Source organism: Paenibacillus graminis, assembly GCF_000758705.1.
GTDB lineage: Bacteria > Bacillota > Bacilli > Paenibacillales > Paenibacillaceae > Paenibacillus_AQ > Paenibacillus_AQ graminis.
The window spans coordinates 772,156-785,580 of the sequence record NZ_CP009287.1; the positions used below are offsets into that span (position 1 = coordinate 772,156).

Consider the following 13,425-nt stretch of genomic DNA (forward strand, 5'->3'; position numbering starts at 1 on the left):
CCAAAGGAAGGGTAGCCCAATTGTCCTCTTCATCCTTAATGAAACCAGACCCGCTTGCCCGGAAAGATCAAAATAGCCTAAATATAACCGGAAGTCTGCCTGTTCACCGGGCCCGAAATATCGCGGGAGAGTGGATAAGAATACTCTCAGTGGCGGCTGTCCTCGGCGCTCTGTATGCCTGGCGCGGAGGAGAAACACTGCTGTTTCTCTTAACGGCCAGCGGAGTTCTAATGCTTGGAGGACTGCAGCTGCAGCTCTTGGGTCCCCGTAAGGTGATTGTTACCCGCAGCCTGTCTGCTGTCCGTCCTACAGCCGGGGATACGCTGACTGTAGACGTGAAGGTTGCCTTCAGGACACGAATTCCACTGCCGTGGATGGTTATAGCCGACCAATGGAGCGGCGGGATGCACCAGCAGCTGCTGTTTCCCGGATTCCGGCGCTCGCTGGCCTATACCTATTCGCTGCATGAGGTGCAGCGCGGGGTACACCGGCTTCACGGGTGCAGTGTAAGATGGGGAGATTTGCTGGGTTTATTCACAGGAGGCTGTCAGTCCGGAAGCGGTGACAGCTTCAAAGTCCGGCCAAGACCTCTGTATATAGGCAGAGCTGCGCATTACAGCAGAGCAAAACCGGGTGACACGGTAAGCAGCAGCCGAACCCGTAATTACAGCGCCGAAGCTGGTGAAATCCGCGAGTATGCGCCGGGTGACCCCCTAAGCCGGATTCATTGGAAGAACAGTGCACGGAAGGGAACGCTGCAGAGCCGGGTGCCCGAGCGGGAAGATGGACGCATGTCCTGCATTGTTCTTGCCAACAGTTCCGGGGAATATGAAATTCCTTACGGAGCTCTGACACCCCGGGGGCAGCGCGGGAACCCGCCTGCTCCCTTTGAACGGGCCGTTTCCGCTGCAATGGGACTTTTGCTCGCAGCGGAGCAAAGCGGCGCGTATGTGCAGTTCTTCAGCGGCGGATGGCCGGAAGGCATGGCCAAACATGAAGGGCTGGGGCAAATCCCGTCCAGAGTACAGGATATGCTCACCGAGATTACCCCGGACGGCGGGCGTTCTCTAAGCGCGCTGCTGGAGGATGCTTCACGGGGCTGGATCCCCGGGATGACGGTTGTAGTTATTACCGGCAGGCTGGAGGAAGAATCCGCCCGTACGCTTGCCCGTTTTCTGGTACAGGGCGTGAAAGTTGAACTGTACTATGTCTGGGATCAGCCCGCTCCGCGGCAGGCAGGCGGTCCGGTGAATAGCCAGTGGAGCCCGTCAGCCACAATTGGCGCCAGCTTGACCAGACTCGGAGCCTGCCTGTATTGCCTTGGGGATAGTTCCCTGTCACAAGGAAACAAGGGGGGGGAAGTCCATGGTTTCCAGGAGCGGTCAACGCTTTGGTAGGGGGCAGACGATTGTAGCGGCAGAAGAATATACCGGACCGTTACCCGTGTGGAAGAAGCGCTGGGGGCTGCGGACCGGCAGGTCAGCTGCATTGGACGGCCGGGATCATTTGGAGGACAGTCAAGCTGATTCCAGGGACAGTAGTCCTCTGCATTATCGGCTGCTGTTCTCTTTGGCCATTCTGGGGCTATTCATGGAATGGCTGCTTCCCTTGCTCCGGACTGCCGTGGAGCCGGATACACTGCGGCTGCTGCACACGCTGCTGTTTTGTGCCGCAGCCTTGCTGTTGTGGGGAAGCCTCCGGCTTTCTAATTTGCTTCAATATACGGTTCAATTCATGATCATGTCTTTGACCTGGTTCTATATATGTGACGGCAATGAGGGGGGCCGCTGGCTAAGCTTGTATGCCGCAGAAGTTCCAGATGATCTAACGCTGCTCTTCTCAGGACATATCTCAGCGTTAAGCGGGAATAGCCGCTTGCTGATTCTGGTGCTGGGCTGGGGGCTGCTGGTTTGCTCCGTGCAGCAGTTGGCGCTGTACAGAGGCAGCACAACGCTCTTTACCCTAGTGACCCTGGTATACCTTCTGGCGCTGGATATGGGCTTCACGGTGAAAACAACCGGGGATGTTATAGTTGCCCTGGGTCTGATTCTATGGCTGCAGGCCTTGAACCGCCTGCTGCGGCTTAAAGAGGACACCGGAAGCGCTGTTCTCCCTTATACGCGCTGGGGAGGGCTGGCACTGGCCGCCGCGTTGATCATAACGTTGGCAGCCTGGACAGGGGGCCAGCTGTATGGGGCGCGTCAAGGCGGACCGGTCACCTTCCAGCCGGTATTGGACAAGATGAGGCACTGGGCAGCAGGGCAAATGCAGGAAGCATCACAACAGCAGCAGGTCCAGCAAGGGAGCACAGGTTACGGCTCAGGAGAAGCAGAGCTTGGCGCTCCCCTGGCGTCCAATGCTGAAGCAGTTTTCAGTGTTGTGGCCAATCAGCCCTCCTACTGGAGGGGAGAGAGTATTACTTACTATGACGGACGGCGCTGGATCAGAGACGGGACAGCGTTTCTGCCGTTTAATCTGGCAGCCCTGCCGGGTCCGGAGCAGAAACAGGCGGAAGAGGCAGGGAAAAACCGCAGGCTTATTCAGCGGTTTCAATTCGCAGTCCCCTCCTCAGGCGGACTGCCGGTGTTCAGTGCCGGAACGGTGGCTGAATTAGAAAACATTACACTGACGGATGGCAGCCAGCTTGGCTATGTACTGGCTAATCCGCAGAAGAACAGCTTCAGGCTTCCTGAGGCGGGCGGTTCCGTCAGGGTTGCGGAATACACAGTAACCTCGATACTTCCAGAGAGTGACCCGGCTGTGCTGCGGGCTTCTGCCGGAATGGACCCAATGTCCGTGCGCGATTCCTATCTGCAGCTGCCGGCCCGTCTGCCTCACCGGGTCGCTGAGCTGGCTGCGAAGCTCACTGCTTCTGCGGATACGCGCTATGCCGCTGTCTCCGCCATAAGGGATTACCTGCAGAGTGGATTTACTTACACGCTGAAGACACGGATACCGCCACCGGGGGCTGATTTCACGGATGATTTTCTGTTCGTTACGAAGCAGGGCTACTGTGTGCATTTTGCGACAGCAATGACCGTGCTGCTGCGCAGCTCCGGCATTCCGGCCCGTTATGTCCAGGGCTACGGGCCGGGGACCCTGGCGGCAGATGCTGTACCGCCGCGCTATGACGTTACCCAAGGCGATGCTCATGCCTGGGTGGAGGTCTATTTCCCCGGCACGGGCTGGGTCCCGTTCGACCCCACGCCCGCTGCCGCCCTCGCCGCTGCCGCAGGCCCGGCGGCGGACCCCGCGGCGGCTGCATCCGCCCCGCCGGGAACCCCCGCGTCCGCTGCGCTTGGCGCGGACGTCCTGCCCGCCCTGCCGCAGGCGGGCGGAAACCCGCCAGCGCCGGCTGCCGCCGCGCTGGTGGGGCTGGCCGCCGCCTGGCGCTGGCGGCGTTGCCTGGCCCTGCTGCCGGCGGCGCGGTGCGCCGGCAGGGTCAGCCGCGAGCGGCAGCTGCGCGCAGCCGCTCTGGCCTGGCGCGGGCTGACGGCGCGGTACGGGCCGCCGCCGCCCGGGGTAACGGCCAGGGAGTACGCAGCCTCCCTGGCGATTGAGGACGCGCGGCTGCGCGCCGAGGTCCGGCAATTCATACGCCAGTGGGAAGCCCTGGCGTACAGCAGCCGCGCGGCCTCAGCACCTCCGTGCTTGTCCGCCCGGAGCGGCTTCCCGGCGCAGGAACCCGCTCCGCTCCCGGCCATCCCGGCGCAGGAATCCGCGCCGCTCCTGGATATCCCGCCACCCAGCCAAAGGGGCTTGGCTCTGGTCCCAACTGCCGGCCCAGAAGGCGCGGCCTTTGTCGCCCACTGTCTGGCGATCACCTTCCGCCTGGCTTGATCAGCAGGCCATTTGCTGCCCGGACAGCGAATGGCCTATTTTTTAGTGGGTAGGAACGATGATTTCCTTTTGATGTGGCGGAAGAGCAGGATCATGGGAGTAGCGTCAAAGTGAAGTGAAATTAGTACACATAAATGGACGGAAAAGCATTCTTATAGAGGAAATAGTGGGAAAAAGTAGAGTTAAATTAAGCGATTTCCCTGTTGTGGTAGCGAATCGGCCGGATTAGTGATCCTTTTTCCAACTAGCACTTGCGGGGGAGCGGGACGCGATCATTTAAGTTCCCTTTTTCCACTTGGATTAGATTTTGAAATAATCCCAGTATGTACCTCCCCGCACCAACCATAAATTCCCACTCATTCATCCTGCAGAACCCCATACTATGAACATCCGCCAAACCGCGGATATTCGCCCGCCGGATAAGGGGAAAGCCATAGAGGCAACGCGCCTTCCTTTCCTTGACGGTGAGAATTAACCATGAGTATAATGAATCCAATAATCAAGGGAGGCACGTAATGAACAAGCCAAATGAAATTATCGTCGTTCTCGATTTCGGGGGACAATACAATCAACTTATCGCGCGCAGAATTCGGGACCTGGGGGTATATAGCGAGCTTCTGCCGTACAATACGCCACTTGAGAAGATTAAGGCACTTTCGCCAAAAGGGATTGTTTTCTCCGGAGGCCCAAGCAGTGTGTATGCTGAAGATGCGCCTCACGTAGACCCGGCTATTTATGATTTGGGGCTGCCAATTTTCGGCATCTGCTATGGGATGCAGCTCATGGCCCATCAGCAGGGCGGAAAGGTTGAACGTGCGGACAAGCGGGAATACGGCAAGGCCAACGTTGACTTTGAACTGGACGCTGTGCTGGCAGCAGGCCTGGAAAGCGGCCAGACGGTATGGATGAGCCACGGAGACCATGTGGTAGAGCTTCCTGTCGGGTTCAAGCTGGATGCCGGCACGGAGAGTGCTCCGATTGCGGCAATGAGCCATGCGGACCGCAAATTCTTCGCGGTGCAGTTCCATCCGGAGGTGCGCCACTCCGTGAACGGAAATGAGATGATCTCGAACTTCCTGTACGAGGTCTGCGGCTGCGAAGGCAAGTGGACGATGGAATCGTTTATTGAGGATGCCGTCAAGGATATTCAGGCCAAAGTCGGTGACAAAAAGGTGCTCTGCGCCCTCAGCGGCGGCGTGGACTCCTCGGTAGTTGCGATGCTGATTCACCGGGCTATCGGCGACCAGCTCACCTGTATGTTCATCGATCACGGCCTTCTGCGCAAGGGTGAAGCAGAGAGCGTAATGGAAACCTTCGTCGGCAAATTCGACATTCATGTGGTGAAGATCGATGCGCGTGAGCGTTTCCTGGGCAAGCTGGCGGGTGTCTCCGATCCCGAACAGAAGCGCAAGATCATCGGCAATGAGTTCATCTACTGCTTCGACGAGGAATCGGCCAAGCTGGGGGATTTCTCTTTCCTTGCCCAAGGCACACTGTACACCGATATTGTGGAGAGCGGCACGGCAACGGCGCAGACCATCAAATCGCATCACAATGTCGGCGGACTGCCGGAAGATATGAAGTTCAGCCTGATCGAGCCTTTGAATACCTTGTTCAAGGATGAGGTTCGCAAGCTGGGCGAAGAGCTGGGAATGCCGCATGCCATCGTCTGGCGCCAGCCTTTCCCGGGTCCGGGACTTGCTATCCGTGTGCTGGGCGAGGTTACCGAAGAGAAGCTGGAGATCGTGCGCAATTCCGACTTCATTCTGCGTGAAGAGATCGCCAAAGCCGGCCTCGACCGCGAGATTTGGCAGTATTTCACCGCCTTGCCTAACATGAAGAGTGTGGGCGTTATGGGGGACGAGCGTACGTATTCCTACACCGTTGGCATTCGTGCCGTCACCTCGATCGACGGCATGACCGCCGACTGGGCGCGCATCCCTTGGGACGTGCTGGAGAAAATCTCGGTCCGTATCGTCAACGAAGTGGACAACGTCAACCGCATCGTCTACGACATCACCTCGAAACCGCCGGCAACGATTGAGTGGGAATAAAAAACTATAGAGGCAAAAAAATACTCCCTTTTATCTGCGTTGTTCAGCAAATAAAAGGGAGTATTTTTTATGTGCGCCCGGCATGGGCGATAACTCGGCGGTGAAAGTCCGCTACAGGCTTGGCAGTAGGAACTGTTAGCCAAAGGCAAGGGTGTCCGCCGCGAGGCGGAATCTGAAGGAAGCCGGAGGCAAAACCTCGGTCTGACGAACAGAAATCACATACAAGGCATACTGGGACGGACGAGCTTGCATATCAAAGCAAAGTCCAATACTGCCCGAATCCCAGCATGTAAATGTGGCAGATAGATGAGGGGAAGGTTATCGCTCTTACCCGGGGAGGTCTCACAGACGTCCGGTAGGAAAAAAATCCGAACGACGGAGTAAAGCTTGCTGTGAGAAGTCAGCAGAGGCCATAGTACCGGGAAGTTTTTTTTTCGGGAAGGGCCAAACAATCGTAAGTCTCGAGTACACACGGAAAGGAGAGTCGGTGCAATGAAAGCAGAATACCGAAAGGGCTGCCAGCAAAGGGATAGCGTGGAACGCGAAGAGTATGCGGGAGCGCGGAGTGCCGGCATTCGGGAACGTAGAGAAAGAGGCGGTGCAGCGGACCTGCTCGAACAGATTCTGGACAGAGATAACCTGAACAGAGCGTACAAGCAGGTCAAACGCAACCATGGAGCGCCAGGAATCGACGGAATGACCGTAGAAGAGGCGCTGCCGTGGTTGCAGGAACATAAGGACGAACTTCTGCAAAGGATCCGGGAAGGCGAATACAAGCCTAGCCCGGTACGGCGCAAGGAAATTCCCAAACCAGATGGAAGCGGAATGCGGAAGCTGGGCATCCCCACGGTCATCGACCGGGTGATTCAGCAGGCTATCGCTCAGAAGCTGCAGCCCTTGTTTGAGCCGCTCTTTTTAGACGGAAGCTACGGCTACCGCCCCGGACGGAGTGCACAGCAGGCGATCCGGAAGGTAAAAGAATATGCACAGGAAGGCTACGGCTACGCAGTCGAAATCGACCTCTCCAAATACTTTGACACCCTGAACCATGAGCTGCTAATGAATCTCCTGCGTAAACAAATTCAAGATAAGCGTGTAACCGAGCTGATTAAAAAAATATCTGAAAAGTGGGGTTATGGAGAATGGGGTACACTGCAAAACCGAGGAAGGCTCTCCGCAAGGAGGCCCCTTATCTCCATTGCTTGCGAATATTTATCTGAACGAATTCGACCAGGAGATGAAGGGCCGTGGAGTGAACGTCATCCGGTATGCGGATGACATCGTGGTGGTCGCCAAAAGCAAACGGGCAGCAACGCGGCTTCTGGAAACCTGCCGGAAGTACCTGGAGAATAAACTCAGACTCCAGATGAATCCGCAGAAGAGTAAGGTTGTGAGCGTTGTGGCCCGGAAGCATTTCAAGTTTCTCGGCTTTGCCTTGGGCAAGAACGGAAATGGGCTGTATATACGCGCCCACGGTCAATCCCTTGCCAAAGCAAAGAGGAAGTTGAAAGAACTGACGAGCCGCAGTCAGGGCAGGAATGTACGACAAGTCATGGAAAAGGTGAAAGCCTACATTCGTGGCTGGATTGGCTACTTCTACGTAGCCGATATGAAACGGACCCTACAAAGCTGGAGCGAATGGGTGCGTAGAAGGCTTCGAATGTACATCTGGAAACAGTGGAAGAAGCCCAAAACAAAGGTACAAAACCTAAAGAAACTGGGAATACCGGAGTGGCAGGCCCACCAATGGGGGAACTCCCGTCTGGGCTACTGGCGAGTGGCCGGAAGCCCGGTGCTGTCTCGGTCCATAACAAACGAAAAGCTCGTACAAGCCGGGTATTATGACTTCCCTGCACAGTACGAGCATCTACGTAAATTGCACTTATACGGTTGAACCGCCGTATACCGAACGGTACGTACGGTGGTGTGAGAGGTCGGCTGCTCAGTTAATGGGTAGCCTCCTACTCGATTGTATAGGATATTATACAAGGTCAAAAATGCGGAGATCTTGGAAGCCTCAGAGGATACAAGCGATGCAGGCGGATGGGCTCCATCAGCGGACTAAAGCGGACAGAGGAGACCTCATTTTGCCAAAAATCTTGCTTTTTCAGCGGATACGGACTCAGGAGTCGTTATATCGTTCGATTGAGCCTGCAATAAAGGGGAAAGGGACAAATAAAGGCATCTCAGTCCGTTGTCCTGCTGAATAGACGAGTCTTCTTTCAATAACGGCTTTCCAGTCCGCAACTGCTGCGGATAGGTCGTGAAGGGAGCCCATCGTGTCCCAGAAGGACCCACACAATAATCTTAAGGCCTCCAATGCATGTCTTAACTGACTTTTGAGTGAGCATTGTGCATGCAGTATAACAATATGAGTGCTGAGCAAGCCAAAAGACGCTAAGCCTGCCTATAGCACAACGATCGACATTGGCATGCCCCGTTGATTTGGAGCGGCGGGGAATCCCTGCGGCCGTAAGCTCCGTGTTGTTATTCACCCGCCAAGGTAATTTTGTTCTTGTGAAACACGAATTAACAAGATTCTAAATAAACATTATGAAGCTGCTGCGTAGGGTTATGTACTCGTCCATGAGCTTGAGCAGATCAACTGGAACGCAGAAAAACAAAACAACCTTATCGCATCTGGCGGCAAGGCTGTAGCTAAAGGTTCCACGTTTCATGTTCAGAGCCGCTTCGAGTTCGATCGGACTGCGCGCCGTTGTATTCGCTGGGCCGCGTCGTGCTTATTGTTCTAGTAGTTCATGAAACCATTTCAAGTTTCATCTTGATTGGCCGCATGTTTGGGATCTCAATCATGCAGTTAACTGTTATTTCTGATTTTGTTTTGTTAGTTCACATCCTAATATCATGCCGTCGATGACAAAGGTTAATGGTGGAAAAAATTCCTGTTTACGCAACTTTAGTACCAAACCACACACGATTGTTTCCTTTCAATGGGGAGGATACAGTAAGTATCCGTTTCACTTTTTGCTTTGTGTTAGGTTTTTTATTCTATATTTGGGTAAAAATGATGAATTTATTGTTATATATAGCCATTTTATTAAATTAAATGTGGCGAAATTATAAAATAATAAAATTATGCTATATTTCGACAATAACTTCTATTTGATAACTATATAATTAATGTTGTTGTTGGTTTGTTATATTATTAACCTAATTTTTAGGGGGATATATGGAGAGTATAAAACTGGTTTGCATTCCGTATGCCGGCGGGTTAGCTTCCTTATACGGAAAGTGGAAGAAGTACATGCATCCAACAATAGAGATTATGCCAGTAGAACTTGCAGGCAGAGGTGTCAGATCCGGCATCCCTTTTTACCAAAGTGTGCATGAAGCGGCTGCCGATATCGCCCAGTCTCTGGCATTCACACTGCAGGATGAATCGTATGCGATCTGGGGCCATAGTGTAGGGAGTCTGATTGCTTTTGAGCTGGCACAGCAATTGCGTATGAGGGGCGTACATGATCCCCTCCATCTATTCTTCTCAGGAAGAGAGGGACCGCAATTGCCGATTGTCAATAACAGGGGATATGCGCTTCCCGATAATGCTTTTATCGAAGAAGTTTTACGTTACGAGGGAACACCTAAGGAACTGTTCGACTATAAGATACTTGCGGAACTGTTTCTCCCTATTTTGCGTGCGGATTTTAAAATGGCGGAGACGTATAAATATAATCATCAGCAGGAGCCGCTTGATGCAGATATTTCCGTTTTATTCGGAACGGAGGATATGACTCAAGAACAAGCTGCTGCCTGGCAGGCCGCCACGAACGGATCATGCTCAATCCATGCCTTTTCCGGGGGACATTTTTTCATAAATGAGCAGACTGAGCAAGTTTCCAACTTGATTAATAGTGTCTTATTGCCCACAAATACATTAATCACCGGCGCACCACTTTTTTAACTCAGGCTTCACGTGGAGGTTAGCTGCTTTGGTCAATAATGTTCAAATTCAGCCCGGTCAACACCTGGCAAGAAACAAGACCGATTCCTTTGGATTTTTGCTTTCATCAATGCTTGCATATAAATATGCACTAGGTGCGTGTATTGTGGTTTCCTTACTGGCGGCCTCAATCGATTTGGGCATGACCTATATTATTCAGCAATCCATTAATCTGACCGGTACAAGCCAGAGCCAGGAAATCTACCGCATGCTGATGTACATGGCTGGGCTTATTGCCGGTGGTATGCTTGTTAAATTTATCACAAAGATTTTATCGGTCCGCATCAGTTCACATATGATTAAAGATCTTCAGTCCCAACTGATCAATAAGGTTGTGAAGCTGCCTTATTCATATCTTCATTCCCGCCAGACCGGCAGCGTGGTGTCTCTTCAATCCAGTGATTTCATTCAAATCCAGAATTTTCTCCAGAATGATTTGTTCAATTTGTTCTATTATCCTTTAATCATGCTTGGTAGCATATGCTATATGGCTATTTTATCCTGGAAGCTGCTGCTGTTTTGTACTTTTATTACTCCGATCTCAATTGTTCTAATTGTCCTGATAAGTAAACCAATCTCCCGAAGAATCCTTCAGCTCCAGGAAGATGTAGGGAACTCCAATGCCATTGTTCATGATGCCATTGCAGGGATTTCGACGTTAAAGGCCTACCGGTTGCAGTCTTTGTTTTCTGGAAAGTACCGGCGAGCAATAGACTCTGTAATGAGCCATACAGTTGCTATTGAAAAGAGACGTGCGTTATCATCACCGTTTATCGTCATTCTGCAGCTTGTTCCTTTTATTTTTTGCATTGTCTATGGCGGCTATTTATCTTTTCATGGCATCATGACGATTGGTGCGCTTGCAGGATTCATCCAGCTTCTCAATTATTTAATTCAACCCACCAGCCAGCTGCCTATGCTGATTAACAACTTCAGAGGTGTATTGGGAACGCTTACTCATGTTGAGGAACTGTTGACATATTCCGAAGAACGTTCGGATGGCAAAGATATGATGGTGAATTCACAAGCTGAACCCCTTGAATTCAAGCAGCTTCATTTTAGCTATAATCCCGAACAGCCTGTATTAAACGGAATAAACTTGTGCCTGAGAAAAAATAGTGTGACTGCTATTGTGGGGCCAAGCGGAAGCGGTAAATCTACGATTTTTAAGCTGATTAGCGGCTTCTATGAAGCAGATGACGGAGAACTGTTATTGTTTGGAGAACGCATTCAGAGTATTAATCTTGCTTCTATTAGATCGCAAATAGCTTTTGTGCCGCAGAAATCTCAGATTTTCCCGGCCTCTGTCGCTGAGAACATCTCTTATGGGAAACCGGATGCATCACGGGAAGAAATTATCGAAGCGGCCAGGCTTGCCAACGCCCATGAGTTTATTGCAGAGCTTCCCAACGGCTACGACACAGTAATGGGTGAGCAGGGTGTAGGCATGTCTGGAGGCCAAAAACAGCGGGTCGCCCTGGCGCGGGCAATTCTCAAAGATGTACCGATTCTGCTCCTTGATGAAGCCACTTCGGCGCTGGATGCAATGTCTGAATCTCTTATTCAGAAGTCGATCGGGATTCTTTCCCGGAATAAGACCATCGTTATCGTCGCTCACCGGTTATCTACAGTTGAACATGCAGATCAAATCATTGTGCTGGACCAGGGAAAGATTGTGGAGAGAGGCACCCATAGTGAATTGCTGATACGAAAAGGATTGTACGCTTCGTTATATGAGCAAGACCATAGGCCTGGTTCAAAGGATCAGAATGGAGGAGCGTATGCCGCTGCCGAAATGGAATAATTCTGAATTAAAAGTCGCCTATCAGTGTATAAAGCCGAATTTCATACTCTATATTACTGGCGTAATCGGCAACAGTATTACGGAAGCCAGTATATTTGCCACCATTGCATTTGTGTTCCGGGATATGCTGAATGCCGGAGCTAACAGGGATTATTCCTTATTACAGCGAGGGATATGGATAATATCGATTGAGGCTGTCATAGCATGCATCCTGCTGGTTGTATTTGGTTACATGTTCAATGTGAGCGTTAAAAAGGCTATGGCAAACCTGAGAATAAGGATTGTTGACCGGACCCTTGATATTAGCATGGATTCAATAGACAAGCTTCATAGCGGGGATCTGATTTCCAGAATAAATACCGATATTCAGACCGTAGAAACGATTTTTACTAATCAAATCCCGAGATTGATATACGCCATTATATATGGGGTCAGCTCCGCTATACTAATGATCCTGCTGAATTGGCAGATTGCTCTTGTTGTTATCGCATTGGGGGCTGCTTTGATTACGGTAAACGGCCTCTTTATGAGATCTTTTCGTAAGGCAGGCGATCAAATTCAATCGTGTCACGGTGAGCTGAATACTGCGCTTGTTGATGTGCTCGACGGAAATGAGACGGTCAAACTGTTCTCCATGGAAACGATAATGATCCGCAAGTATGGTGAGATTAAAAATAACTTGTTGGATTTAACGGTTAAGAGAGGACAGATTCAAGGAATCCTGGATTCTATTAATTTTTTGCTGAGTTCCCTTAATTATGTCGGAATTCTGGTTGTGGGCAGCTATCTGGTATCCAGAAAATTTATAAATCTCGGAGATATTGGAGCCATCGTCCAATTTGCTATGGGCTTGACTTTTATGTTTCAGCAGTTAGGGAGCCTGCTCACACAGCTTCAGGGCTCATTGTCCGGAATGAAGAGGGTCCGAGAGCTTGAAGAGCTGCCGGTGGAGCCATCGGATTATCCGGGGGGGAAGCTTTTGGTGTCCGGAATTCCGGATGAGCCGGTCATCAAATGTGCTGATGTCTCCTTTGCATATGACAATGACAAGGAAGTGCTGAGCCATATTTCTTTTCAAGCCGGGTATAACGAGACTATTGCCTTTGTAGGGGGCAGCGGGAGCGGGAAGAGCACGCTCATGAAACTGTTGCTGAAATTCTATTTACCTACAAAAGGCACACTCTCTGTTTTTAATACTTCAATAAAGGAGGTTAGTCCAGAGGTTCTGAGAGAACAGATTGCGTATGTTTCACAGGAAGCTTATTTATTTCAAGGGACTCTCGAAGAGAATATTCGAATGGGAAGACGGGGGGCGACGTTCGATGAAGTTGCAGCAGCGGCCCAGCGGGCCAATGCAGACGAGTTTATTAGAGATCTGAGTGACGGATATCAGACACGGATTGGAGAAGGCGGGTTCCAGCTTTCCGGGGGGCAGATTCAGCGTGTCGCTTTGGCGAGGGCCTTTCTCAGCAACGCCGGCATTGTTTTGCTGGATGAAGCTACCTCGGCCTTGGATAATACTTCTGAGAGAATGATCCAAAAGGCAGTAGATTCTTTAAGGGAAGAACGGACGGTGATTGTGATCGCGCATAAGCTGTCAACGGTTAGGAATGCAACAAAAATCTATGTATTGAATAATGGGCACATTCAGGAAGAAGGCAGCCATGAAGAATTGCTTTCTGCAAGAGGAATGTATTGGCGTATGGTAGAGCGTAACTTTACTGCATAGTGGAAAAATGGATCAAATACTAATCTCAATAGGAGAA

The 13,425-nt window shown here is 51.5% G+C and carries 8 protein-coding genes; all 8 read left to right on the forward strand.

The window, feature by feature from the left end; all coding sequences use genetic code 11:
- Positions 1 to 149 precede the first annotated feature (149 nt).
- A complete protein-coding gene (locus PGRAT_RS31430) occupies positions 150 to 1,397 on the forward strand; it encodes a DUF58 domain-containing protein (protein WP_052415684.1) in 1,248 nt (415 codons plus the stop codon).
- Entirely contained in the window at positions 1,366 to 3,840 is a 2,475-nt protein-coding gene (locus tag PGRAT_RS03440; protein WP_042266038.1) for a transglutaminase domain-containing protein, read from the forward strand. Before PGRAT_RS31430 ends, PGRAT_RS03440 begins: the two co-directional genes overlap by 32 nt.
- A 515-nt stretch (positions 3,841 to 4,355) precedes the next feature.
- On the forward strand, positions 4,356 to 5,894 hold the full coding sequence (guaA, locus tag PGRAT_RS03445; RefSeq protein ID WP_025708304.1) for a glutamine-hydrolyzing GMP synthase: 1,539 nt from the start codon (positions 4,356 to 4,358) through the stop codon (positions 5,892 to 5,894).
- Positions 5,895 to 6,386: 492 nt separating this feature from the next.
- Positions 6,387 to 7,172, forward strand: a complete 786-nt coding sequence (locus tag PGRAT_RS34630; protein ID WP_218918642.1) for a reverse transcriptase domain-containing protein — start codon at positions 6,387 to 6,389, stop codon at positions 7,170 to 7,172.
- Positions 7,093 to 7,788, forward strand: a complete 696-nt coding sequence (locus tag PGRAT_RS33975; RefSeq protein ID WP_202903663.1) for a group II intron maturase-specific domain-containing protein — start codon at positions 7,093 to 7,095, stop codon at positions 7,786 to 7,788. The genes PGRAT_RS34630 and PGRAT_RS33975 overlap by 80 nt, the downstream gene beginning before the upstream one ends.
- Positions 7,789 to 9,084: 1,296 nt before the next feature.
- Positions 9,085 to 9,816 carry a thioesterase II family protein gene (locus PGRAT_RS03455; RefSeq protein WP_025708383.1) on the forward strand — a complete coding sequence of 244 codons (732 nt, stop codon included), beginning with the start codon at positions 9,085 to 9,087 and terminating at the stop codon, positions 9,814 to 9,816.
- A 28-nt stretch (positions 9,817 to 9,844) separates the two neighbouring features.
- Positions 9,845 to 11,659, forward strand: coding sequence for an ABC transporter ATP-binding protein (locus tag PGRAT_RS03460; protein ID WP_025708384.1), 1,815 nt, complete (start codon positions 9,845 to 9,847; stop codon positions 11,657 to 11,659).
- Positions 11,637 to 13,388 carry an ABC transporter ATP-binding protein gene (locus PGRAT_RS03465; RefSeq protein WP_025708385.1) on the forward strand — a complete coding sequence of 584 codons (1,752 nt, stop codon included), beginning with the start codon at positions 11,637 to 11,639 and terminating at the stop codon, positions 13,386 to 13,388. Before PGRAT_RS03460 ends, PGRAT_RS03465 begins: the two co-directional genes overlap by 23 nt.
- The last annotated feature ends 37 nt before the right edge of the window (positions 13,389 to 13,425 follow it).

Bases quoted from the DNA above. Each gene is read 5' to 3' on its own strand.
- PGRAT_RS03455 (WP_025708383.1), top strand. From the start codon at position 9,085: ATGGAGAGTATAAAACTGGTTTGCATTCCGTATGCCGGCGGGTTAGCT.
- PGRAT_RS03465 (WP_025708385.1), top strand. From the start codon at position 11,637: ATGCCGCTGCCGAAATGGAATAATTCTGAATTAAAAGTCGCCTATCAG.
- guaA (WP_025708304.1), top strand. From the start codon at position 4,356: ATGAACAAGCCAAATGAAATTATCGTCGTTCTCGATTTCGGGGGACAA.
- PGRAT_RS03440 (WP_042266038.1), top strand. From the start codon at position 1,366: ATGGTTTCCAGGAGCGGTCAACGCTTTGGTAGGGGGCAGACGATTGTA.
- PGRAT_RS34630 (WP_218918642.1), top strand. From the start codon at position 6,387: ATGAAAGCAGAATACCGAAAGGGCTGCCAGCAAAGGGATAGCGTGGAA.